The organism is Enterococcus durans NBRC 100479 = LMG 10746, assembly GCF_001544215.1.
Taxonomy (GTDB): domain Bacteria; phylum Bacillota; class Bacilli; order Lactobacillales; family Enterococcaceae; genus Enterococcus_B; species Enterococcus_B durans.
In genome coordinates this window covers 21,530-44,997 of the sequence record NZ_BCQB01000025.1, presented here as the reverse complement: position 1 = coordinate 44,997, position 23,468 = coordinate 21,530, and the positions used below count along the sequence as shown (strand labels likewise).

Sequence of the window (23,468 nt, the reverse complement as noted above, 5' to 3'; positions counted from 1 at the left end):
AAGGTGGTCTAGCAGCAACTCCAACTGCTAAACGACTAACAAAAGAGATTTTAAAATAAAACGTGGAAATGTTCTTTTATTAGAGGCGGAAAACAAATGTGGGACAAATCTAAAAATCAGGTTTGCTACAGACTCTCGAATAACCGTCGTTCAAAAGTAGGTTTTTCGGTAATTTCAAAAAAAATGACTAGTTTTACCTGTTTTGTCGTTAGTGGTGTACTAGACGTTCCTTCAAAAAAATAGCGCGTATCGACGGCTCTGTCGATACGCGCTATTTTTTTTGACTTCTTTTAATCTAGCAACTTAGTGTTTTTAATTTCGTTCACTGTTCTAGTACCAGCCAATTGCATAGTGATCGATAACTCTTTATTCAAATGATCAAATACAGAAGTAACACCTTGTGCGCCACCTAGGTTCAAGCCGTAGATGACTGGACGACCAATGGCAACTAGATCCGCCCCACTCGCTAGAGCTTTGAAGACATGTTCTCCACGGCGTACGCCTGAATCAAAGATAACAGGAACACGTTTATTGACAACTTCTGCTACTTTAGGCAGAACTTCAAAAGAAGCGGGTCCACCATCAAGTTGACGTCCTCCATGATTCGAAACCCAAATACCATCTGCACCGGCAGAAATTGCTACTTCGGCATCTTCTGGTGATTGGATATCCTTTACGATCACAGGTAGATTCGTTAAATCTTTGATTTTTTTGATATCTTCTGGTGTCAATCCTTGCTTAGCCGCTGCATAGATTTCAGAGATCCCTTTTCCTTCACCATTTCCACTTGCGCTCTGTTCACTATACGCTGCAAGGTTAGGCATTGGTAATGGGAATTGGAAATGATTGATGATATCTTCTTCTCGATACCCACCTAATGTCGAATCAGCGGTTAAGATAATTGCCTTTGCACCAGCTTCAACTGCTTTGTCCAAGATGAATTCATTAAAGCCGTCATCTTTACTCATATATAATTGGAAAAATTGTGGCGCACCAGGCGCTGCCGCTGCCGCATCTTGGATAGTTGTATTGGCGTACGTGCTGATAGAAAAGATCGAACCAGCTGCAGCAACACCTTTCGCTGTATTCGCCTCTCCTTTTTCATGTGCTAAGCCTTGCGCAGCAGATGGCGCTTGAATGATCGGCGTCTTCAAATCAATCCCAAAAATCGATGTACTTAAATCAGCCGAATCGATTCCTCTCAACACTCGAGGCATGATTTTTTTCGTATTGAACGATGTCGTATTTTCTTTCATCGTCCATTCATCTTCTGAACCACCACGGATATACCCAAATGCGCCAGCTTCCATGCGCTCTTTTACTTTTCCTTCAAGTGAAGCAATATTTACGATATCAATTGAATGTTCTTCTGTACTTGCCTGATAAGCCATAACTAAATCCCTCTTTCTTTTTTAGTACAAACTCATCATATTACTCTTACTAAAAGTAAGCAAACATTTATACTCGGTTTGAGTTTAAAATAAAAAAGTGTCACTCACAAGGAGGTCGAGACAAAAGTATTTCTTACTTTGGTCCCACGCTCGCTTCACTTGAGTTACACTCTTTTAAACAAAAGAATACAGTTAAATAGCAAGTAGCAGTACTTTTTTCGAATGTTAGTCGATTCTATTCATTCAGATTCCAAACAAATTGTTGGACCAGTCGATCCACTTCCTGGTTTTCATGAAGCATACTGTGTGCAGCATTTTCTCCTTCGACGACCTTTTCCTCAACTGGATTTCCATTTTGCTTGAGTAAAGCATACACCGCCAAGGCACTACTCAATGGAACAGTCCCATCACTAGCATCCGTTTCACTCAATTGTCCACCAACTAGCAAGAATTGGGTAGTTGTAGGAACGTTGCCTATCAGTTGTTGGTAATCTTGGTACCGACTAGTTGTCACAGCTGGGCCATTTTTCAGCATATCATTTAAGCTTTGAGTACTGTTTTCTTCAAATTCATTAAATGGCGCCCCTAATGCAACAAACTTTTGGACTTGTGGTAACGATTGATCTTGGCCATAAGTAGCAAGATAACGCATCCCGCTGACTCCTCCCATCGAGTGACCAACGATATTCACTTTATCGATGCCATAGGCAGATTGTAGATATGTTAGACACGCTTTGATCCATTCAGTTTGATTCCATTCATTGTTTTTATTATCCGCAAATAATACTTGGACGATCGGATTGTCCGCTTTCTTTGTTAATTCTCCATCAGCCTGTACTTGACCATTGACATCCACCGTCAATGTCAACTCTTTTTGTGTACTATCTTCTAATCGCTGGATCATTCCTTTAAAGGAGTTGACGGTTCCACTATAGCCATGGAGAAACAGCGTAGGTGTAGTCGTTTTTTCAATTTTTTCTTCTGTTGTTTGTGTCGTTTCTGCCTTCTTTGTTCCAGTGGTTGGCTCATTGGTTGCTTTAGACTGACAGCCAGCCAACAAAACCATCCCTAATCCAATCAAAAAACTGGTCATTATAAATTTACGCCATTTTGTCATGATCTGTCCTCCTACTAATGAATAACAAAAAAAGACGAAAAGAGTTGAGTAACAATCTTTCCGTCTTACTTGTTGCTCCGGCGATATGCTTTTTTAAAACACTTCTAGCAACGTATTAATCGATTTTGTCTACTTGATCAAAATCAAGTTCTGTACTTGTTTCACGACCAAACATATCGATATTCACTTTTAATTTTTCTTTTTCTTCATCTACTTCTGTTACTTGACCTTCTAGTCCAGCAAAAGCACCTTCGATGATTTTGACTACTTCGCCTACTTCGATTTCTAAATCATTTTGGCGTAAGCTCATACCGATTGAACGCAAGATATGGTTCACTTCTTCTGGCAATAATGGCGCTGGTTTACTTCCTGCACCATGAGAACCAACAAATCCAGTTACCCCCGGTGTATTACGAACGACATACCAAGAAGCATCCGACATGATCATTTCGACTAATACATAACCTGGGAATGTTTTATGAACGATTTCTTTTTCTTTACCGTTCTTTACTTCTGTTTCAGTTTCTTCTGGAACAACTACACGGAAAATAAAGTCAGCCATTTTCATACTTTGCGCACGAGATTCGATGTTTGCTTTTACTTTGTTTTCATATCCTGAGTATGTATGCAATACATACCAATTTTTTTCAAAAGATTCCATTAAGGGCTCCTCATTTCATTGTAAAATAAAAAAACCCCAGTTGCCCGAAGTTTTTCCTTCAACCTGATTATAGCACTATTTTGCGATTTTTACTAGCGCCTTATTTTAATAAGAAAGCAAATAAACTTTGGATTGCTGTATCCATAACGAAAAACATCACACCAAAAATAATCGACGTTTCGATAACTACCAATGTATCTTTACGTAATTGCTTACGAGATGGCCATGTTACTTGTTTCATTTCTGCTTTGACACTTTTTAGAAACTTCATCCTTTATCCTCCTGTGTTCTATTTTGTTTCTTTATGTAATGTGTATTGATTACAATATTTACAAAATTTATTGATCTCCAAACGTTCGCCGCTTTTTCCTTCACTGATTGATTTTGTGTAGTTTCTAGAACCGCAAACGGAACAAGCTAATGCTGCTTTTTTCTTTGCCATTCGTTGTCCCCCCTTACTGAAAATCAAAATTATACACTTTTACAGTATCATGGAAAAGTTTTTCTGTCAAATCGCATTTAAACGGTCTATTGTTTTGCAATTAATTATGATATGATTAATTTGAAATGAAGTAAAAATGAGATATATGGAGGTAAAATTATGCTATTAAAAACACTTGTATATAAGAAAAAAGATTTAACAACTGTTACTGAGACCAGCACTTTAGAAGAAGCATTAGAGATTTTAGAAAGTTCTGGCTATCGTTGCGTGCCGATCTTAGATGCTTCTGGAAATATTTTCCGTGGAAATATTTATAAGATGCACATCTATCGCCATAAAGCTAACGGCGGGGATATGACACTACCAGTTACACATCTATTGAAGAATGCCACAAAATTCATCTATTTAGACACATCTTTCTTTAAAGTATTTTTCACGATCAAAGAGCTACCTTATATCGCCGTACTTGATAATGAAAATCACTTCTATGGAATTTTGACACATAGTACCTTGTTAACTATGCTCTCACAATCATGGAGTGTCGAACAAGGTAGCTACGTGTTAACGATTGCGTCTACTGGTAAACAAGGCGATTTAGCAACGATCTCAAAAATCATCTCTAAATACAGCAGTATTGCCAGCTGTATTACACTTGATATCGAAAAGGATGAATTCATCCGTCGTACACTGATCACTTTGCCTGCTGACACAGACGAAAAAGTATGTGAAACGATTGTTAACCAACTTGAAAAGAAAAACTATAAAGTAATCGAGATCGAAAATCTACAACACGCAGAATAAGCTTCGATAAACAGATAATTAGCCAAACAGAACTAGAGGCTAGAATCAACCTTGATTGATTCTAGCCTCTATCTTTATATAAACTATTTTCAACTCGCTCTTCCTATACGCGATTTTTAAAATCTAATGCCCGGTCTAAATAATACATCAATGGTGCTGACACAGCCATGATGATACACTCGCTTGCTGCTAATGTGCCATAAGTCGTCCAAAAGGCCTTGCCGCCTGTTGGTACTAACATGTACGCAATCAATCCCATGCTGATCGTAAAGAAGAGCGTATTCAGTGCTAAACGTACTTTTATATTTTTGATTTTATTTTGCAAAATTGCTGTTAAGCCTAAAGAAATCAATGTTTGTCCGCCACCGAAAATAACGTCTAGTATTCCAAAGCCAAAGAATGCGTTATAGATGATGACTCCTCCTAGTACACCCCAGAGTAATTTCCGATTAAAAACCACTAAATGATTCAAACTTTCAGAGATTCGAAATTGGATTGGTCCAGATGATACTGGTGCAACTAAAATCGTTAACGCTAAATATAAAGCCATGATGATCCCATTCACTACGACGACCATTAGTCGTTTTTGTTCCTGTGTCTTTTGCATAATATAAGCCCTCATTTCTCCTAGTTTTTTTAACGCGGGATGGTTGATGAACCGCGGTTATCTTAAACAAAGAATCATTATAGCAGACAATCTATAGATTTAAAACCATAGAATTCTTTGAATTGAAATAGTATCTAAAGAGCGAATGTAAACGTTTGCCAAAACAAAGAAATTATGCTATAAAATAGGTGTAAGAGGCATAAGGATTCCCAGTAGCGCAGACGAAGCAGGTTCTGCAAGAAAAGAATTGTTGTGTATCTAAAAAAGAAAAAAGGAAGTGGGAGTTTGAATAACCTCTTACCTGAACAAGATCTAGCAAGTAGCTGAAGAACTAAGTGGACATATCGAACCTTAGATTTCTTCTCCGTTTCAAACGAACGGATCGAGCGCTTGCTAGATTTTTTTATTTTTTTGAAATCTGTTCTTTTTCATTTCTGCACTCCTCTGCTATAATAACCAAGAATAAAAACTTATGATTTGTTTTTTCTCTTTTTAAAATAAATTTTGATATTCAACAATGAATATTTCAGTCGCTAACCATTGGAGCGTTAAGCGAAAAATTGAGAAGTTCTCTGATTTTATGATTGAGTCTATAGCCAGCTCAACTTCTGAAATGTTTCGCAGGAGGCAAAAATGAAGTTTCATTATTATTTATTAATCAACCAAGCGGCTGGAAGCGGCTCTGGTAAAAAGGTAGCGGACAAGATCATCCCGCTATTTGCTGAAAAGAATCTGACCTATTCTGTTTATTATAGTAAGTGGAAAGGCCATGATGCCCAAATCGCTGAGGAATTAGCAGAAGATACGCTGAAAGAATGGACTGAAGAAACCCGTGAGCAAGAAGCTCCTTTTCCTCTACTTGTAATTGTCGGCGGTGATGGAACACTGCACCAAGTATTGAATACTTTTCACCAACTGAAAGTTAATTTTCCTGTTGCTTATATCCCTGCCGGTTCTGGTAATGATTTTGCTAGAGGTATCGGATTATCAAGGAATGCTGTAAAAGCATTAGAAAATGTGCTTGCTGCAACTGAACCTCAGGAAATCAATCTATTAAGCTATGAAGAAAAAATCAGCGATAGACAAGGGGTTGTCGTAAATAATTTTGGGATTGGTTTGGATGCGGCAATCGTCCATGCGACAAATCATTCGAATGCGAAAACACAATTGAACAAGTATAAATTAGGATCGCTTTCTTATATTTTTTCGATCTTGCGTGTTTTCTTTGTTCAAAAAGGATTCCCTATTTTAGTAGAAACTAGTGGAAAACAGGTCAGTCTTGAAAAAGCTTTTTTATGTACAGCAACGAATCACCCATACTTTGGAGGCGGTGTAGCCATCGCTCCCACCGCTGATATCGCCAAACCAACGATTGATTTTGTTGTCGTGGAGCGGATCAATCTATTCAAGATCCTGTGGATTGCTCTTTTACTGACACAAAAAAAGCAACTCCATTCTAAAAATTTTCACCACTTTACCACTAGTAAATTGCGTATCGTTTCGACTACATCACAATATGGTCAAGAAGATGGTGAAGACACTGAGAAGCAACCATTCGATCTACAGTTGTCCACAAAAAAACAACTATTTTGGTGTAATTTAACGCTTTGATAGGCATATAGTTATAAGAGCAAAGAGCATAGGATAATAGTCCTTCTTAAAAAGAAAAGGTACTATAATATTTTGTGTTGGTGGAAATCGAAATCAATTTTCTAGCAACACTTTTTTCTTTGTTTCAATCCAAAAAGGGACTCACATTTGGTAAAATTTAGTCGACAAAAACATTACCCTACCAAAGGAGTCTCTCTATGGATAATCATATTAGAAAATTACTCGGATTAACAGATAAACATTCATTTTTTTGATGAAAAATGGATGACTCGCCTTCCCATTGCGAACACTGCGAATTGGTTCTCGTTATCCGCAACGATTCATATACGACACGCACAGAACACGTCGCATATCGGACTAAGTTTTATCCAAATTTGTCTCCACCAACACAATTTGACGAAGAGCCACTATTTTCAGGGTGATTACTATTAGTTATTTGGTATTGTTCTCTGTCACTAAGTCAAAAAAATTATTGGCTTTTAGATTAAAAAAATTAATTGTCGAAAAATCATAGCCAGTCACCTTAGCCACTTGTAAATAATACTTTTTTTCTGTTTCGATCGTTAAAAGATAGCCTAAATCAAATCCTAAAACCTCCCAATCTTTCACCTCAAAGTTTACAATGCTAGATTTAGGTATACGGATAATATTCTCATCGTAGTTTTCTTCTTTTATGTCAACAGGTGATAACCCGCTTCCTATTTTCTTGATTATTAACTCTTCTTCAGTCGCAATAACCAAAACTATTTTAGTGACGATTATCTTTACTGTTGGGTGAAGAGGTAATACTACTAAAAACGGATGTGCATATTCATAACAACTAAAATAATTACCTTTAGGCGTAAGCCCTAAATGCCTCATAAAATTTTCCGCTTTTTGTTCCAGAATAATATCCGTATACATTTTTAATTCCCCCAACAAGAAATTGCATTAATAGCTATACCAGCTGCGATTGTAGCAACATTAAATTCCAAAAGTTGTGAAGAGCTCAAAGTTTTCTTAGCTTTTTCAAGCAAAATATCTACAGCTTTATCATAGTCCTTTGACGCAAGGGCATTAATCAAGATTTGCATCGCATTTTCTCCTTGCAGCGCATCCCAAATGACTCCTCCAAAAGGTAAGGAATTTACAACGATACAAGTAGCATATTTTGTAAGATCACGAGTCATACTAGGAATCACGTAATTATCAAAAACAAATTTTCCAGCTAATCCTTCTTCACCTGGAATTTCTGATTTTGCTTTTATCGCTACAAAATCAGTTGGGATATACTGTTTTGTCGTTGGATCAATATGGCCTTCTTCTTCCAAATAAAATTTTAATTCTTCTACAGCTTACTTTTTTTGTTCTTCAAGCCTTGTTTCTTCATTCACATTTTCATCTGCATAAATAGCTGATCCAGTACTAATAAAAATTCCCAAAATCATTAGCAATGTCATTCCCAAACAAAAAAATTTAGACTCTTTTAAAACTTTTAACTCCATACGTATCCTCTCCTTATTCTATCAATTTTTAATGCTAAATATCAATACAAAAAATACTTACTAACTTGCTATCCTAATTTGTCTTTTATAATTAATCAAATTAGTTATATAAAAAAGTAAGCGTTTTTGTTGAAAATATTATAGGGAATTTTATCAGCAAAAAAAGCAACATATCATAAAAAGACGATTTTTAGTCTTAAATTGACACTTTGTCTTTAAAAATGAAAAATATCAATAATGCACCTTTCATAAACAGCATTGAAAAAAAATACTCTTTATAGTATTGATTATGTCTATTATGAGTGTACCTTAAATCAAAAAAGCGGGACAAAAATCAGAAAAAACCTGATTTTTGTCCCGCTCGCTTTCTATTTTTAAGGTTTTACGTTTTCCATACCAATCATTGGATCAATCAGTTGTTTTTCAATTGCTTCTGTTGTCAGAATATACGTCTGAGGTAATCGAGTCGTTTCTGTTTCCTTTTCTTCATCTTTCATCTGCTCTTTTGTTTCTTCAACCGATGAGAATAGATTAACATTACGTTCCTTTTCCTGGACAGACTCTTCTTGTTCGTTGTGCTCATTTTTTTCAGTTGGTGTCTTAGCTGTTTCACCCACGCTAGTGTATGAACCATCCTCAAACGGATCACTTCCACTCAATGAGTCCTCGTAAGCTACTAGCTTCGTTCGGGTAGCGATCGTCATCTGCTCATTTTCTTCGATTCTTTTTTTCAAGGTTGTCTTTCGGCTCGCTGATTCATTCTTCACACATGTAGCATAAGCGTGTTCTTCCCCTAAAAGTATCAGCAATTCTTTACTTCGAGTAACTGCAGTATAAAGCAAGTTTCTCTGGAGCATACGCTGATATTGGTAAACCATTGGCAAAATGACCATTTTGAATTCACTACCTTGTGATTTATGGATCGAGCAACAATAAGAGAGCGTGATCTTATTCCACTCATTCCGTTTATACGTGACTTCATTGGCATCAAATTGAATCACCAATTCATCAATCTTATCTTCAGAATCTTTTGCCAATACAATTCCCGTGATTTCTCCCATATCGCCATTAAACACATTTAATTCTGGCGTATTTACTAACTGGAGTACTTTATCTCCGATCCGATAGACTGTATCGTTCCAATGAACTTCTTTGCGTCCATCCCTTCCCGGATTAAAGATATTTTGCATCATCTTATTCAGCGCATCGATTCCTGCTGGACCACGATACATTGGAGCTAATACTTGGATATCTTGTGCAGTAAATCCTTTGTTTTTCGCTTTTTCCACGATCTTCGCAATCAGCGGTTCAATCGTATATGCATCACTTCTGAAAAAGGATCGATCCCTCTGATTCTTTGTAAAATCAGCTGGCAATTGTCCTTCTTTGATTTCATGAGCAAGTGGAATAATACTTGAGCCATCTCCTTGACGATAGATCTGATTCAATTCCATTTTAGGAATCTGATCGATTTCCAACAAATCATGCAGAACCTGACCAGGACCTACAGAGGGTAATTGATCTTTATCCCCAACTAAAATAACTTGCATATTTGTAGGAATAGCTTTAAATAAAGTGTTCGCTAACCATGTATCGACCATCGACATTTCATCGATGATCAATAAACCACCTTCCAGCTCTTTCGTACTGACTGTTGGTGATTTTTCACGTCCATTCAATCCAAGCAATCGGTGGATCGTGCTTGCCGGAAGTCCTGTCGTTTCATTCATTCGCTTTGCTGCCCGACCAGTTGGCGCTGCCAACAATATTGGAAAAATTTCCTGTGTATATTTCGTAGGATCTAATTCCAACCCATTCAATTCCGCAAACAAATTGACGATTCCATTGATAACTGTCGTCTTCCCTGTACCAGGTCCTCCAGTTAAAATGAATAATGGCGAACGGACTGCTTCTGAAATGGCCTTCTCTTGGGACTCTCCATATTGGATACCAAAAACTTTTTCGATACGACGAATATTTTTTTTCACTTCTTTTTCTGGATACTTGATTTCTTTTTTTCGACTAAGCAACCGTTGAATCGAATTACCGATCCCCCATTCAGAGAAAAACAAACTGTTCTCATAGAGATTGGTTCCTTCTTGTTGGATCTTTCCCTCTTCGACAAGTTGGATGATCACTGTTGCCACTTGATCTGGTTGAATTTCAATCGGTCGGCTTGTTTCCAAAATCCTGATGGTTTGGCTAAGAAGCATCTCAGCAGGAACATATGTATCGCCAGTTTGAACCGCATGCTGAAAAATTTGGTGTAAGATTGCTGCCCGGATACGTCTTGGAGAATCGGCGGCGATCCCTAGTTGCTCTGCCAAGTTATCTGCACGTTTAAAGCCGATTCCTTCAATATCTTCAACCAGTTGATACGGATTTTCTTGAATGATATCTAGTGCTTCATTTTTATAAGTTTGGTAAATACTAAATGCAAGCTGACTACCAAAACCATAGCGGTTCAGCCCCATGATCACTTGATCCATTCCATGATTCAAGCGAATCGTTTCCGCAATCATTTCTCTTTTTGGCTTAGTCAAACCAGAAATCTGTTTTAGCACTGAAGGATCAGCAATGATTTTTTCAATCGCTTCTTCACCCAATAACTCAACGATTTTTTCTGCTGTTTTCTTTCCGATACCCGGAAATTTCTCACTAGACAAATAACCAACAATACCGTTGGCTGTAGTAGGCTTTTCTTGCTCATACCGCTCAACTTTTAGCTGTCTACCATATTTAGGATGGTCTACTAATTCACCGTAGAACCGATACAACTCATTTTCTTGGACATCTCCAAAGCTTCCTGTCACAACGATTTCTTTTTCACGATAATCAGCAGTTGTTTCAGTGACCCGAACCAGTAAGACTTTATAAAAATTACTAGGATTTTGATAAAAAATTGCGGCAACTGTGCCAACAAAGTAAGGCATTTCTTCTGGCTGCATTTTGCCGCCTCCTTCAATTATAATAGTGGTTCTGGTTTCGTATCTTTCCCTAAGAAATAAATTTCATTCCATACTTTTAATTCATAAGGGAGTAAATTATACGGTTCTCCTGTCTCTAAAATCGTAAGACTACTATTGAAGAGTCCGCCCATTTCTCGCAATTGACTCAATTCTTTTCCGACCATCCATTGAATAGCAGCAGTCAATGATGCGCCATGGCCGACAAAAAGAATCGGTCCCTCGTGTTGTGCGACAGCATCTGCCACTACTGTTTTGATTCGCGTAATCGCAGACTCGATTGTTTCTCCTCTAAAAATGGTAGGATCATATTTATCGAGATGTTGCCGTAGATTAGGCAGTGTTTCAGGATATTTTTGATACATTTCATCAATTGGCTGCCCTTCTAAATCTCCTAATCCTAGTTCTCTCAACTTATCTGTATAAATGATTTCAACTGGATGGGCTAGCTCTTTATTTATCCCTTCTGCTGTATCACGTGCACGTTTCGCTGTACTGGAATAGATTGCTTTAAACGGCACATATCTCACTTTTTTACCAAACGCTTTGATTTCTTCATAGCTTTCTGCTAAAAGGGGGGAGTCTCCGTTGCTGCCTTGAAAACGGCGTTCAAGATTCCATTCTGTTTTTCCATGTCTTGTAAAATATAGTTCCATTTGCATCGGACTCCTTGCTGTCACTTTTTAAAAGTAGTGTCTGCTAATTAATAGAATAATGGCTCTGCTGAATAAATAAAATTGCTAGTAAAGGGTATTCCCTTTTTCCTTGCTTAATGCTTGAGCCAGGGCATTTGTAAAATAGCCTCTAGTGTAAACGGCATTTCTCAAATTGTCTCTGCGACATTAAGCCGAAAAAGACAAAATATGAAAAGCTATTTTTCCTTTTTCTTTGCTTAATGCTTGAGCCAGGACATTTGCTAAATAGCCTCTAGTCTAGCTTATCATTTTCATAGTGATGTGTTAACTCTAAATTTGGAAATCCTTGTTGTCGCAATGCTTCGTAGACGATCATTGCCGCAGTATTTGACAGATTCAATGAACGGACATGTTCATCATTCATCGGGATTCTTAAACATTTTTCTTCATTTTCACGCATGAATTCTTCTGGCAAGCCCGTTGTTTCTTTCCCAAATAAGAAGAAGTGTTCTTCTCCATCTGCAAAATTTTCATCACTGTATACCTTATGGGCAAATTTTGAAATCAAATGAAGTTTTCGATCACCTAGATAAGACAAAAAAGCGTCCAAATTAGGATGGTACGTGATGTTCACGTCATTCCAATAATCTAATCCAGCACGTTTCAAATGTTTATCATCTGTCGAAAATCCTAGAGGTTCAATCAAATGGAGTGGTGTATTCGTTGCAGCACAAGTCCTTGCAATATTTCCAGTATTGGCAGGGATCAATGGTTCAAATAAAACGATATGGTTCATAAGGATCAATCCTCTCATCTATATGTTAGTTCATTACTCTCTTTATTTTGGCATAAAAAAAAACGTATCAACTCGGTGTCAGTCACTGCGAGTCGTTACGTTAGTGAAGCTCTTCTCACTAACTTTTATCAGAACAGGAACCTGATAAAAACCAATGAAAAAACAACTTGTGGCTACTATACCACCTATAAACTCTTTTTGCAACCTTTCAAAAACAATATTTCTATTGGAATCGTTTTCTCTTATTTCCTTTTAATAATTCTACATCAATTGTAATTTTTTTCAAAGGATCCTGCGCTAATTGCTCTTTTATCGCTGGGCTGACCTGCCATTCTAAAGGTGACATTGCTAAGAGATCTTGCTGATTTTTTTCAGGTATCTCAAATTCATATGTCACACGTTGACGTCCAACTAACTCCAGAGAATCAGCGAATTTGGCTACTACTCGCTCATTTGAATACTGTTGTTTTTCTGGTTGATCCGGATAAAAAGCTTGTCGTAGTTCTTTTAGATAATTTTCTTGAGGGACGATTTTTAAGATTTCTCCATCATCGGCCAGTACCCGTTGGAATTCTTGGTAATGAGAAGGTGAAAAGATATTCAAGATCGTATTGAATTGCTGATCTTCAAAAGGAAGATTCGTCAAATCTGCCACACACCAAAATGCAGAGATAGGATGCTCTGTTGCTGCGTACACCCCTTCTTTCGAAATATCAAAACCCACAGCGCGGTTTAACGGATGTAGCTGGTCGAGAACGGACAAAAAGCTTCCCTCTCCACATCCAACATCTAACACATCTGCCTCTTGAGGCAATTCTTGTGCTAATAATTCGAGAACCGGCTGATACATTCCAGATTGGATCATTCTGCGCCTAGGTTCGAACATTCCTTGATCATATTCTGTCTTCACAGCATGGGATAAGAAATATAGCGTGCCTTTTTTGGAGAGATCGAAATGATGGTTCTGCTGACACACCAAACCATTATTCGTTGTTTCAATCTTTGTGTGACACAGCGGACAACGAAATAGTCCTTTATTCTCCAGCAAAAACTGGCGTCCTTTGTCGATTTTTTTTAACATTTTCCCGCTCATTTCTCGTTTCAAATAGTAAACGTTGATTTTACACTTTCATCTTACCGTTAGAACAAAACTTTAGCAACTACAAAAGATATGTTACAATCTCCATGACTAAGGCGAATATAAAGGAGCAAGAAAATGATCAAAGAATTTTGCGCAGAGAACTATACAGCGATCCCTTTAGCAATCTCAAGAGGAGCAAACCGTATTGAACTATGTGACAACTTAGCTGTTGGAGGAACAACTCCCAGCACAGGTGTCATTGAGGAAGCGTTAAGTTACGCAGGGGAAAAGGAAATACCGGTTATGACGATCATCCGTCCGCGTGGAGGCGACTTCATCTATAACGATATCGAATTAAAAATCATGCATAACGATTTGATTGAAGCAAAAAAATTAGGAACTGATGGTGTCGTTTTGGGCTGTTTAACTCCTTCTGGCTGGATCGACGAAGAAGCAATGGAATTATTGCTTGAAACAGCGGAAGGATTACAGACCACTTTCCATATGGCATTTGATAGTATCCCTAAAGACCGCCAGTTTGCAGCAATCGACTGGTTAGCAGAACATGGTGTTGATCGTATTCTGACTCATGGTGGAGATGCAAGTGACCCAATTGAAGCTCATTTTGACCATCTCAAACAATTGATTGCTCACGCTGATGGGCGCTTGATCATTCTTCCCGGCGGAAAAGTCAATTATAAAAACGCCGAATCTGTAGCAACGGCGCTAGGTGTTACTGAAGTCCACGGCACAAAAATCGTACCATTAGACTAAAAAAACGAGCGTGGGACAAAAGTAAGAAACACTTTTGTCCCACGCTTTAAAAACGAATAAACGGTGGGAGCAGAAGCAACCCCTTCGGAAATAAGCCGAAATTCACAAAAATTTGAAAAGCAATTTTCATGAATTCCTTCTTATTTCTCGGAGTTAAACACTTCTGTCCCAACCTTGTTTTTTGATTCATTCCATGATTGTCTGTTTATATAAATAGCATTCTAGTCATTTCACTTCGAGCATCCATCAAAATACTTTGAACAGAATCATTTCTACATAAAATATCCCATAAATAATGAAGCGATATTGAAATAAATCAATACACTTGTCAAATCACTCAATGTTGTGATGAATGGTCCACTTGCAACTGCCGGATCAAAGCCAAGTCGGTCCATCAACATAGGGATCAGACTACCTGCTAAGCTAGCAACCGTAATCGCAAACAGCATTGCGATCCCTATAACAAAACCCAGAATGAAATTGTGTTTCCAAAATCCAACGATCAAGAAAATCGTTAATCCGGTAATAGCTCCAGTCACTAGTCCAGTTAATACCTCTGCCAAGATCAAACGAACAAAACCATGATCTTTTTCATCTGAGATAGCTAATCGCCTTACAGCAACCGCCAAGGACTGTGTACCAGCATTTCCAGCTGTACCAGTGATCAGTGAAATAAAGACAGCTAGAATACTTGCTTCACTGACTAAATCTTCATAATGACTGATAAGTGAAGCTGTTGACATCCCTAGAAAAAGAAGCGTAACTAACCATGGCAAACGCCTGGAAGCTGCCTTAACAGGGTTCTCATTGATTTCCTCTACGTTGACCCCTGCTAAACCAGAATAGTCACTCGCTGCTTCATCATCAATAACATCAATGATATCATCGACTGTAACGATCCCTAATAGATGATCATCATAATCTGTGACTGGTAATGCCAGAAAGTCATAGTCACGGAAAGTTTGAGCGACATCTTCTTGGTCATCACCTACATGAACAGACAAGACCCGTTCACTCATGAGGTCAGAAATCATCGTGTCATCATCATTCACAATCAAATCACGTAAAGAAATAACACCAACTAACTGGCCTTCTTGATTGACTACATAGATATAGTAAATCGTTTCTGCAACATCTGCTTCATTTTTCAACACGTACATTGCAGAACGTACGGTTTGATTAGCAACGATCGAAACAAACTCAGTGGTCATGATCGCACCGGCTGTTTCATCTTCGTAATGCAGCAATTCTTTGATCTCGCTGGCATCATCTGTCGACATCAAGCTTAAATATTTCGCGATTTGTTTTTTATCTAGTGTATTCAATAAGTCGACGGCATTATCCGTATACATTTCTGACAACATTTCTGCTGCATAGCTCGGACGCATTTCGTCTAAATACTCTTTCATGTGCTCATTGTCTTCTTCGATCACATCAAACATATCCGCTAATTCTTTAGGAGACAAATACGTGTAGATCAGTTGGCGATCTTCTTCGTTAAGGGATTGATAAAATTGCCCCTGCTCATAAATATGCATCTCCAAGAAGCTGTTTCTAAATTCCTGAATATTATTCTCTCTCAAATCCTGAGATAACTGGGCAAATCTTTCCTCTAATTCTTGATTTTCATCCAAACCAATCTCACCTCACCTTAATCTTCAAACCGTTGAACGATAGCTGCCATGTCCTGTGCCAAAGGCTGCTTAAATTCTAATAATTTTTGTGTGAAAGGATGATAAAAGCGTAGATCATAACAATGCAATGCTTGCCGTTCAATACCTAGATCCATTCGTCCGCCATACATTTCGTCACCTAAAAGGGCACAACCAATCTCAGAAAAATGAACTCTGATCTGATGGGTTCTTCCAGTATGCAACTGAATATCCACCAATGCAATTTCAGAGTCTCTTTTTTCTAACCAGTATTCGGTTTGCGCACTTCGACCATCGACATGGACCTGACGCTTCAACAATGATGAATAGTCCCGGGCAATGGGTAAATCGATCCAACCATGTTCCTTTAAATCATCTAAACTTCCACTAATAAGTGCTTGATATTTTTTGATAAACTTTTTTTCCCTAAGCTGAACGTCTAATTTCGCATGTGCAAAACCATGTCTTGCAAACAGCATCAAACCAGAGGTATCGCGGTCAAGCCTCGTGACAACATGAACGACCTGATCCTCATAACCTTGTCGCTTATAGTATGCTTTTACGCGATTCGCCATAGTTCCATTCGGGTGGTATTGTGCTGGAATCGAAGAAATACCAGCTGGTTTATTGACCACCAGAAGATGCTCATCTTCATATATAATGTCAATCGGTGTCTCATCTAAGAGTACCGTTTCATGCTCACCTTCAGCAGGAATCACAATGGTTACCTTATCATTGTCTGAAAGAGAAAACAAGACATTTTCTCTTTTGTCATTTACTTTGATCGTTCCACCTTGAAACTTTATTTTAGCTAGCAAACCTTTAGAAATACCTTTTTCTTTTAAAAAGTATTTTAATTGCTGTGGCTGCTCTTTTTCATATCTCCATTCAAATTCCATACTACCCCTCACCAATAAAGGCATCTTTTACACGATGCCAAAAATGCATATGACGATACGACGCAAAATGGATCCGTTCTTTCGCGATTCGATAGTAGATGGAACGGATATTTGATTCTGCAATATCGAGTTGATCGACCGTCACAAGATAGTCTTCTGTATTTTCAAGTTTTATTTCTACCCACTCATCCTGTGCGATAACCATCGGTGAGCCTAATGTTCGAAACACTCGGTTGTTCAATGAAGCAATTTCTGCTAATTGAAAGGCATTGATACTTGGATGGATCACAGCGCCACCAATACTTTTATTATACGCTGTTGAACCAGTAGGCGTTGAAACAGCTAGACCGTCTCCTCGAAAACTTTCAAAAAGTTCGTTTTTAATGTAGACATCCGCCACCATCGTTCGATTGGAGCGCTTGATCGTCGACTCATTCAACGCAAAATAATGTTGATCTGGCTTGTCATCTACGTAGCTGATACGGACATCCAACAAGGGATAACTGACACTCTGCTCACGATTGGTCTGCAAGCTGTCCACAAGTTCTTCTAATTCGTAATCTCGCCAATCGGTATAAAAACCCAAGTGTCCGGTATGCACACCTAAAAAACGGACATCGTTCAACAGATGCGTATACCGATGAAAAGCCGATAGTAAGGTGCCATCTCCACCAACAGAGATCACTAACTCTGGCTGTTGTTCATCTGTTTGGATCCCCGCTTGTTCCAAAAGATGCTTCAATCGCTCAGTTACTTCTAAGGTTTTGCTTTCTTGATTATGAACGATCGCTACCTTCATCTTTTGCCTCCTCTTTCAGCTTTTCTCTGGTGAGTAATGTCCGATAATAGATATCATCCGATTTTCCTCTGCCATGAGAAAATAGGCGTTGCGCCTCTTGGATTTCTTCTCGTATATTCGACATCTCTTCATCTAGTTGGTAGGCTGCTTCTGCCGCCCGTTGAAGTCGTTCACTCATTTCTTCTGGAAATACGCCTTGGTATTTATAGTTTAATGAATGTTCGATCGTTGCCCAAAAATTCATTGCTAATGTCCGAATTTGAATTTCAGCGAGTATTTTCTTTTCGCCACTGATCAATTGGACTGGATACTCGATGACCAAATGATAAGAACGATAGCCACTTGCTTTTTTATTCGTGATATAGTCTCTTTCTTGGATAACCTTCATGTCTTTACGATTACGAATGATCTCTACCACTTGATGGATATCTTCAACAAATTGACACATGATCCTCAAACCAGCAATATCCGACATTTCTTCTTCTAAACGTCCCATGGGGATATGTCGTAACTGTGATTTTGTGACGATGCTGTCAACCGGCTTCACTCTTCCCGTCACAAATTCAATCGGAACATGACGATTCTGTTCTCTGAATTGTTTACGGATCCCACGTAGTTTTACTTTTAATTCTGATACTGTTTGCTCATATGGTGCTAAAAATTCTTCCCAGTCTCATTCCATAGCTGATCCCTCTACTTCATTAACATTCTTTTTCATTTTACCATATAAATGTAGTTTTTTTGTACCTCTCGCCTTTTTGTATTGACCAAAAAAGAAATTTTAGGCAGAATAGATAAAAGGAGTGTTACATATGTCTAAAATGTTAGAGATCGAATATAAATCTATGTTAACTGAAAAAGAATACGATCAGTTGATCCAACACTATCAATTAGAACCAAAAGATTTTACCGTCCAAACAAATATTTATTTTGATACACCTGATTTTCAATTGGCGAAAAAAAATTGTGGGCTGCGTATCCGCCTTTTAGATACATATGCAGAATATACGTTAAAAACTCCTGAAGTAGCAGGTCGGCTTGAAACAACCGATACATTGACAATGGAAAAGGTCGATTCCTACTTGAATCAACATGTTCTACCTACATCAGGGGCTGTCTTTCAGAAACTTTCTGAATTAAACATCGATCCAAAACTATTGATCGAAACTGGAAAATTAACGACTAAACGTGCAGAATTCAAAGTAGCAGAAGGTCTTTTAGCGATTGACCAAAGCTTTGGAGAAAATCTACATGACTTTGAATTAGAACTAGAGGTCGCTGACGCTACTGTTGGAAAAATAGCTTTTGAACAGTTTTTAGAAGCCCATTTTTTACCTTATCGTCCAGCAAAAAATAAGATCCAACGCATGATTGAATCTAAAGATTAAAATTCTATCATTTTCACAAGGCACTTGAGTTCATTTTTTATCATTTTTCTGTTAAGTTATAGGTTGTGAATGAAAGAATTCACTAGTTGTATAGAATCTATTTTGGGGGAGATTCATATGATCGAAATTTATCTATTTGTTAATCCTTTGGGGAAACGCTGCTTTAAATTAGAACAACAATTGTTACAATTTATTGGCGAAGAATACGGAAAAAAATCGAAAGACAAGATACAATTTCGCTTTCTTCCACTGGTTAATTTGCAGACAATTGGGGATGTCATGCAAAGTAACGGAATTTCTCAAAAAAATCTAACCGAACGGAACCAACTATTTTCAATGACTTACTCTGCTGCATTAGATTGTAAAGCCGCACAGTTCCAAGGAAAGAAAAAGGGACGGCAGTTCTTGATCAAATTGCAAGAAGCAGTGGGTTGTAGAAAGTTACCATATTCTCCAGCGCTTGCTGAATCCCTCTTTGCCGAAATCGGGGGCGATCTAAAAATGTTCAAAGAAGATCGTCAATCAGAATTTGTCAAAGAAGCCTTTTTCTCCGATCAAAAAATTGCTCGTGAGATGGGAATCACTAAGCATCCTTCAGCTGTAGTATATAACTACTCCTGTGAACACGACTTTGGTGTATTAATCGAAGGTTCTAATACCGTTCGACGTATCAAAGAAATTTGTAAAACAAAAGATGACTCTTATCAAGTTTTCGATGGTGAACATTTACATACAAATGCTTCTCGATTAAACTCAGGAAATAGCCATTTATATTTACTTTCTAATTAAAAGTTGTGTGTTGAATAGACTATTGCGAAGATCCTTTCGTGGTAGTCTATTTTTTGTTCAAAAATGGCTTATTTTGTTTCCCAGTCGCTTGTTTAGGTGATGACAAGAAAAAAAGCAATGAACATCATCATGGAGTGCCCACAAGTTGTCATCACTTGATTTCTAGCTACAAATACACTCTTTTAAACAAAAAAATCGACCAAGTTTCTTGGTCGACTATTTCTGTACTATTGTCGTTTCTGTACTATTGTCGTTATTGTAGATTTTGGTTCAATTTGTTGAAAAATACCCTTCGCTTACTTAGCTAACATTTCAACGATCGTACGATCAAATTCAGGTAGATCATCTGGATTACGACTAGTTACTAATTGTTTATCCACTACTACTGCTTCATCTTTCACTACGGCTCCGGCATAACCAATATCTGGTCGAACGGTGTCATAGGCAGTCATCGTACGCCCTTTTGTTAAGCCTGTCTGGATGAACAATTGTGGTGCGTGACAGATTGCAAATAATGGTTGATCATTTTTTAAGAAATAAGAAACAAAATCAACGAATCGTTGATCTGCTCGTAGTTGATCCGGTGAAACCCCCCCTGGTATCAATAGCGCGTCAAAGTCTTCAGGAGACACTTCATCGATGCTTTTTTCAATCGTAAATTCAGTTCCTTTTTTCCCTTTGATCGTTTGATTTGCCTCAAATCCAATCAAAGTAACAGAATGACCTGCTTTTTCCAAAGCTTCCTTTGGTGATGATAATTCTACATCTTCCACCAAATCAGTAACGATTGCTGCAACTTTTTTTGTCATTTATCCTCTTCCTTTCTTATCGCTTAATTCAAGCCTAAAGGAATTGAAGAAAGTGTGCAACTAATCTGTTTATACTAATAGTAATAGGGTGTAATAAAGCATTCTGACCGAATCGTCCTTTGTTTATTGTGCTGGTTTCACTTGATTGATTTGATACACTGGGTATTGACCAATCAAATGTACTGGAAATTGTTGCTCTTGGAGTAAGCTTATCGCTTCTTGTAATTCTTTTGCTTGTGCTTTGACTGCTACGTCGATCACAAAAAAGTATTCCCCTAACTGCGTTTTTTGCGGACGAGATTCGATTTTTGTCAAATTCAATTGTTTCTGGGCGAAAACAGCTAATACCTGATACAGTGCCCCCGGACGATTTTCTGGCAGATCAACAAATAACGTTGCTTTATAATCGACTGCCTCTAGATTTGAGGCGCTTGGTTTTGAACCAAGTAGCCAAAAACGAGTTTCATTATTTACGATCGTCTGGATATCTTTTTGAACGACAACGAGTCCAAACTCTTCTGCTGCAGATAACGGGCCAATTGCCGCTAATGCTTGCTCAGGATGGTTTGCTACTTGTTGCGCGCCTTGAGCGGTTGAACCAACTTATTCGATCTCGATTTTTGGAAAATGAGTTCTTAGAAAAAGCTGTGACTGTGCCAACGCCTGGGGATGACTACAGATTTTTTTGTCTGTCTCCACTCTTTTTGTCGCTCTTTGTGAACCATCAATTGTTGACGAATCGGAAGAATGATTTCCCCTTGAATAGAAGGCAACGTTTCATAGACATGATCTAATGTCGGCAGGACAGAGCCTTCGATTGAATTTTCGATGGGCACCATCGCATAAGTTATTTCCTGATTCAGCTGTGCATCGATCAAATCAATCAACGAGTCATACGATATCCACTCACCATTTTTAAAATAGCTAGTTACTGCACTATAAGTAAATGATCCCTTCGGACCTAAATAACCGATTTTCATCATCATCCAACCTGCTTTATGATTTCTTTTACGATTTCTTCTGGCGTTTTTGCAGTTGTCTCAATCGTTAGTTTTGCTAATTTTTCATACATTTTTTCTCGTGTTGCCAATATCATTTTTAGCTTCTGATCGCTATTTTCTACAGCCAAAGGACGAATATTGTCTTTGTCTTGCCGTATACGGTCGATCAGAATTTCTGCTTGTCCTTTTAAATAGATCACGAACTGATCTTGCAATACTTTTTGATTCTCTTTTTGTAAGATCACACCACCACCAGTTGCGATAATGGCATCATTACTTAATGCTTCTTTTAATAAAGCGGTCTCCTGCTCCCGAAAAGCTGCTTCACCAAACTCCGTGAAATAATGATTGATAGAACACCCCAAACGAGCCACCAACACTTCATCCATGTCGATCACGGGTTGCTCCAAGCAAGCGGCTAATTTTTTACTGATTGTCGTCTTGCCAGCACCCATGAAGCCAATCAAAACAATGGCCGTCATGCTTGCTCCTCCTTGATCAGTTGTGCAAGATCCTGAAAGAATGCTGGATAAGAAATATTTACCGCTTCTGGATTTTCCAGCTCCACAGGTTCCTCTGTCAATAAAGCTGCAATCTGCAACATCATACCGATTCTGTGATCCCCATGACTGTCGACTTTTGCCCCATGCAAAGGCGTAGGACCATGGATAATCAATCCGTCATCTGTCGCCTCGATCGAAGCACCCATTTTCGTTAGTTCAGCGGCAGTGGCATCGATCCGATTCGTTTCTTTGACTTTAAGTTCCTGTGCATCTTTGATAATTGTGGTGCCATTTGCCTGAGTTGCTGCTAAAGCGATGACTGGTAATTCATCGATCAATTGCGGAATGATTTCTCCTTTAATCTCACAGGCATTCAATGTAGCCGAACGAACAATCAGATCAGCAGCTTGATTTTTTTCATCTTCATGAATTTGTTCGATTGTTGCACCCATTTGTTTCAACACATCAATGATTCCTGTACGTGTCGGGTTGATACCGACTTGTTTAAGGATAACTTCACTATTTGGCAAGATACTTGCAGCGACTAGATAAAATGCAGCAGAAGAAATATCTCCTGGGACTGTTACTTCTTGACCGCTAAGAGTTTGTCCACCTTTCAAAGTGATTACTCGGCCCTCTATGTCGATTTGTCCACCAAATTGCTTGATCATTTCTTCTGTATGATTCCTTGATTTTTCTTTCTCGATGATTTTCGTTGTCCCTTTTGCTTGTAACGCTGCAAAAAGAATGGCCGATTTTACTTGCGCACTCGCAATCGGCATCTGGTATTCAATTTCATGTAATGTATGACCAGATACTCTTAGTGGCGGAAACTCGGCATGTTCGATTCCCTGTAATTCAGCCCCCATCTCTCGAAGTGGTTTCATCACACGTTCCATAGGACGGCGATTTAACGAAGCGTCGCCAGCGATTTCAGAAGTAAAGTCGCTTCCTGCCAAGATGCCTAAGACAAGACGCATCGTTGTCCCTGAATTTCCTGCATCTAATCGAGTAGCAGGGGCTGTCAATCCGCTAAATCCTTTGCCATCAATATAGATCTTTTCATTTTTTTCTGTGATGGTGACGCCCAATTGTCTGAATACAGCAATCGTGCTCAAGCAATCCTCTGCTTTTAAGAAATTGTTCACGATTGTTTGCCCCTGACTAATCGCACCAAACATGATACTGCGGTGAGAAATCGATTTGTCAGCAGGAATGGTTAATTCCCCATTGATGCCATGTTTTGTGGTCAATAACTTCAT

The 23,468-nt window shown here is 38.3% G+C and carries 24 protein-coding genes, 3 pseudogenes and 1 riboswitch; of the genes and pseudogenes, 6 read left to right on the top strand and 21 right to left on the bottom strand.

Annotated features, from left to right (window positions below):
• Window positions 1-290: 290 nt before the first annotated feature.
• The 5 genes from ED2_RS08550 to rpmG form a co-directional block, all read right to left on the bottom strand.
• The gene (locus ED2_RS08550; protein WP_016177890.1) at window positions 291-1,391 is read right to left on the bottom strand and encodes a lactate oxidase; all 1,101 of its coding nucleotides are present in this window, start codon (window positions 1,389-1,391) and stop codon (window positions 291-293) included.
• A 235-nt stretch (window positions 1,392-1,626) separates the two neighbouring features.
• Complete coding sequence (locus ED2_RS08545; protein WP_005878992.1) at window positions 1,627-2,508, bottom strand: alpha/beta fold hydrolase; 882 nt, start codon at window positions 2,506-2,508, stop codon at window positions 1,627-1,629.
• A gap of 115 nt (window positions 2,509-2,623) precedes the next feature.
• Window positions 2,624-3,169 (bottom strand): transcription termination/antitermination protein NusG, encoded by a 546-nt coding sequence (nusG, locus tag ED2_RS08540; protein WP_005878994.1) that lies wholly within the window; start codon window positions 3,167-3,169, stop codon window positions 2,624-2,626.
• 100 nt (window positions 3,170-3,269) lie between these two features.
• Window positions 3,270-3,440, bottom strand: a complete 171-nt coding sequence (secE, locus tag ED2_RS08535; RefSeq protein ID WP_005878996.1) for a preprotein translocase subunit SecE — start codon at window positions 3,438-3,440, stop codon at window positions 3,270-3,272.
• A gap of 18 nt (window positions 3,441-3,458) precedes the next feature.
• Window positions 3,459-3,611 (bottom strand): 50S ribosomal protein L33, encoded by a 153-nt coding sequence (gene rpmG, locus ED2_RS08530; protein WP_005878997.1) that lies wholly within the window; start codon window positions 3,609-3,611, stop codon window positions 3,459-3,461.
• Between the two features lie 159 nt (window positions 3,612-3,770).
• On the opposite strand from rpmG, the gene cbpA reads away from it, so the two are divergent.
• On the top strand, window positions 3,771-4,412 hold the full coding sequence (gene cbpA, locus ED2_RS08525) for a cyclic di-AMP binding protein CbpA (RefSeq protein ID WP_005878998.1): 642 nt from the start codon (window positions 3,771-3,773) through the stop codon (window positions 4,410-4,412).
• A 103-nt stretch (window positions 4,413-4,515) separates the two neighbouring features.
• On the opposite strand, the gene ED2_RS08520 is transcribed toward cbpA, so the two are convergent.
• Window positions 4,516-5,019 carry a QueT transporter family protein gene (locus tag ED2_RS08520; protein WP_005878999.1) on the bottom strand — a complete coding sequence of 168 codons (504 nt, stop codon included), beginning with the start codon at window positions 5,017-5,019 and terminating at the stop codon, window positions 4,516-4,518.
• A gap of 14 nt (window positions 5,020-5,033) precedes the next feature.
• Window positions 5,034-5,080: riboswitch (PreQ1 riboswitch) on the bottom strand.
• A gap of 572 nt (window positions 5,081-5,652) precedes the next feature.
• On the opposite strand from ED2_RS08520, the gene ED2_RS08515 reads away from it, so the two are divergent.
• Window positions 5,653-6,630: a diacylglycerol/lipid kinase family protein gene (locus tag ED2_RS08515; protein ID WP_005879000.1), complete on the top strand. Its 978-nt coding sequence runs from the start codon at window positions 5,653-5,655 to the stop codon at window positions 6,628-6,630.
• A 197-nt stretch (window positions 6,631-6,827) separates the two neighbouring features.
• Window positions 6,828-6,992, top strand: a pseudogene (locus tag ED2_RS15390) (ISL3 family transposase); the annotation flags it as partial.
• A 70-nt stretch (window positions 6,993-7,062) separates the two neighbouring features.
• Here the strand turns inward: ED2_RS15390 and ED2_RS08510 are convergent.
• The 7 genes from ED2_RS08510 to ED2_RS08485 form a co-directional block, all read right to left on the bottom strand.
• Window positions 7,063-7,533: a hypothetical protein gene (locus ED2_RS08510; protein WP_005879001.1), complete on the bottom strand. Its 471-nt coding sequence runs from the start codon at window positions 7,531-7,533 to the stop codon at window positions 7,063-7,065.
• A gap of 2 nt (window positions 7,534-7,535) precedes the next feature.
• Window positions 7,536-7,940, bottom strand: coding sequence for a hypothetical protein (locus ED2_RS08505; RefSeq protein ID WP_016177889.1), 405 nt, complete (start codon window positions 7,938-7,940; stop codon window positions 7,536-7,538).
• A 24-nt stretch (window positions 7,941-7,964) separates the two neighbouring features.
• Window positions 7,965-8,114 (bottom strand): hypothetical protein, encoded by a 150-nt coding sequence (locus tag ED2_RS15685; protein WP_016177888.1) that lies wholly within the window; start codon window positions 8,112-8,114, stop codon window positions 7,965-7,967.
• A gap of 374 nt (window positions 8,115-8,488) precedes the next feature.
• Entirely contained in the window at window positions 8,489-11,062 is a 2,574-nt protein-coding gene (gene recD2 / locus ED2_RS08500; RefSeq protein ID WP_016177887.1) for an SF1B family DNA helicase RecD2, read from the bottom strand.
• A gap of 17 nt (window positions 11,063-11,079) precedes the next feature.
• Window positions 11,080-11,736 (bottom strand): histidine phosphatase family protein, encoded by a 657-nt coding sequence (locus tag ED2_RS08495; protein WP_005879004.1) that lies wholly within the window; start codon window positions 11,734-11,736, stop codon window positions 11,080-11,082.
• Window positions 11,737-12,007: 271 nt separating this feature from the next.
• On the bottom strand, window positions 12,008-12,511 hold the full coding sequence (gene trmL, locus ED2_RS08490) for a tRNA (uridine(34)/cytosine(34)/5-carboxymethylaminomethyluridine(34)-2'-O)-methyltransferase TrmL (RefSeq protein WP_005879005.1): 504 nt from the start codon (window positions 12,509-12,511) through the stop codon (window positions 12,008-12,010).
• A 223-nt stretch (window positions 12,512-12,734) separates the two neighbouring features.
• Entirely contained in the window at window positions 12,735-13,592 is an 858-nt protein-coding gene (locus tag ED2_RS08485) for a methyltransferase domain-containing protein (protein WP_016177886.1), read from the bottom strand.
• Window positions 13,593-13,727: 135 nt separating this feature from the next.
• On the opposite strand from ED2_RS08485, the gene ED2_RS08480 reads away from it, so the two are divergent.
• Window positions 13,728-14,366: a copper homeostasis protein CutC gene (locus tag ED2_RS08480; RefSeq protein WP_060789747.1), complete on the top strand. Its 639-nt coding sequence runs from the start codon at window positions 13,728-13,730 to the stop codon at window positions 14,364-14,366.
• Between the two features lie 272 nt (window positions 14,367-14,638).
• On the opposite strand, the gene mgtE is transcribed toward ED2_RS08480, so the two are convergent.
• The 4 genes and pseudogenes from mgtE to yjbM all read right to left on the bottom strand — a co-directional run.
• A complete protein-coding gene (gene mgtE, locus ED2_RS08475; RefSeq protein ID WP_016177885.1) occupies window positions 14,639-16,000 on the bottom strand; it encodes a magnesium transporter in 1,362 nt (453 codons plus the stop codon).
• A 17-nt stretch (window positions 16,001-16,017) separates the two neighbouring features.
• Complete coding sequence (locus ED2_RS08470; protein ID WP_005879009.1) at window positions 16,018-16,917, bottom strand: RluA family pseudouridine synthase; 900 nt, start codon at window positions 16,915-16,917, stop codon at window positions 16,018-16,020.
• Between the two features lies 1 nt (window position 16,918).
• Entirely contained in the window at window positions 16,919-17,716 is a 798-nt protein-coding gene (locus ED2_RS08465; protein ID WP_005879010.1) for an NAD kinase, read from the bottom strand.
• Window positions 17,694-18,389: pseudogene (gene yjbM, locus ED2_RS08460) on the bottom strand (GTP diphosphokinase); the annotation flags it as partial. The gene ED2_RS08465 and the pseudogene yjbM, both read right to left, overlap by 23 nt.
• 139 nt (window positions 18,390-18,528) lie before the next feature.
• Between yjbM and ED2_RS08455 the strand changes: the two are divergent.
• Together ED2_RS08455 and ED2_RS08450 are read left to right on the top strand one after the other, a co-directional pair.
• Entirely contained in the window at window positions 18,529-19,104 is a 576-nt protein-coding gene (locus ED2_RS08455; RefSeq protein WP_005879012.1) for a CYTH domain-containing protein, read from the top strand.
• A 117-nt stretch (window positions 19,105-19,221) separates the two neighbouring features.
• Entirely contained in the window at window positions 19,222-19,893 is a 672-nt protein-coding gene (locus ED2_RS08450; protein ID WP_005879013.1) for a ClpXP adapter SpxH family protein, read from the top strand.
• Window positions 19,894-20,189: 296 nt separating this feature from the next.
• Here the strand turns inward: ED2_RS08450 and ED2_RS08445 are convergent, their stop codons facing one another.
• The 4 genes and pseudogenes from ED2_RS08445 to aroA all read right to left on the bottom strand — a co-directional run bounded on the left by ED2_RS08445 (window position 20,190) and on the right by aroA (window position 23,468).
• Window positions 20,190-20,702, bottom strand: a complete 513-nt coding sequence (locus ED2_RS08445; protein WP_060789746.1) for a type 1 glutamine amidotransferase domain-containing protein — start codon at window positions 20,700-20,702, stop codon at window positions 20,190-20,192.
• 123 nt (window positions 20,703-20,825) lie between these two features.
• Window positions 20,826-21,682: pseudogene (gene pheA / locus ED2_RS15680) on the bottom strand (prephenate dehydratase).
• 2 nt (window positions 21,683-21,684) lie between these two features.
• Window positions 21,685-22,185 carry a shikimate kinase gene (locus tag ED2_RS08430; protein WP_016177883.1) on the bottom strand — a complete coding sequence of 167 codons (501 nt, stop codon included), beginning with the start codon at window positions 22,183-22,185 and terminating at the stop codon, window positions 21,685-21,687.
• Window positions 22,182-23,468 carry a 3-phosphoshikimate 1-carboxyvinyltransferase gene (gene aroA / locus ED2_RS08425; RefSeq protein ID WP_016177882.1) on the bottom strand — a complete coding sequence of 429 codons (1,287 nt, stop codon included), beginning with the start codon at window positions 23,466-23,468 and terminating at the stop codon, window positions 22,182-22,184. Before aroA ends, ED2_RS08430 begins: the two co-directional genes overlap by 4 nt.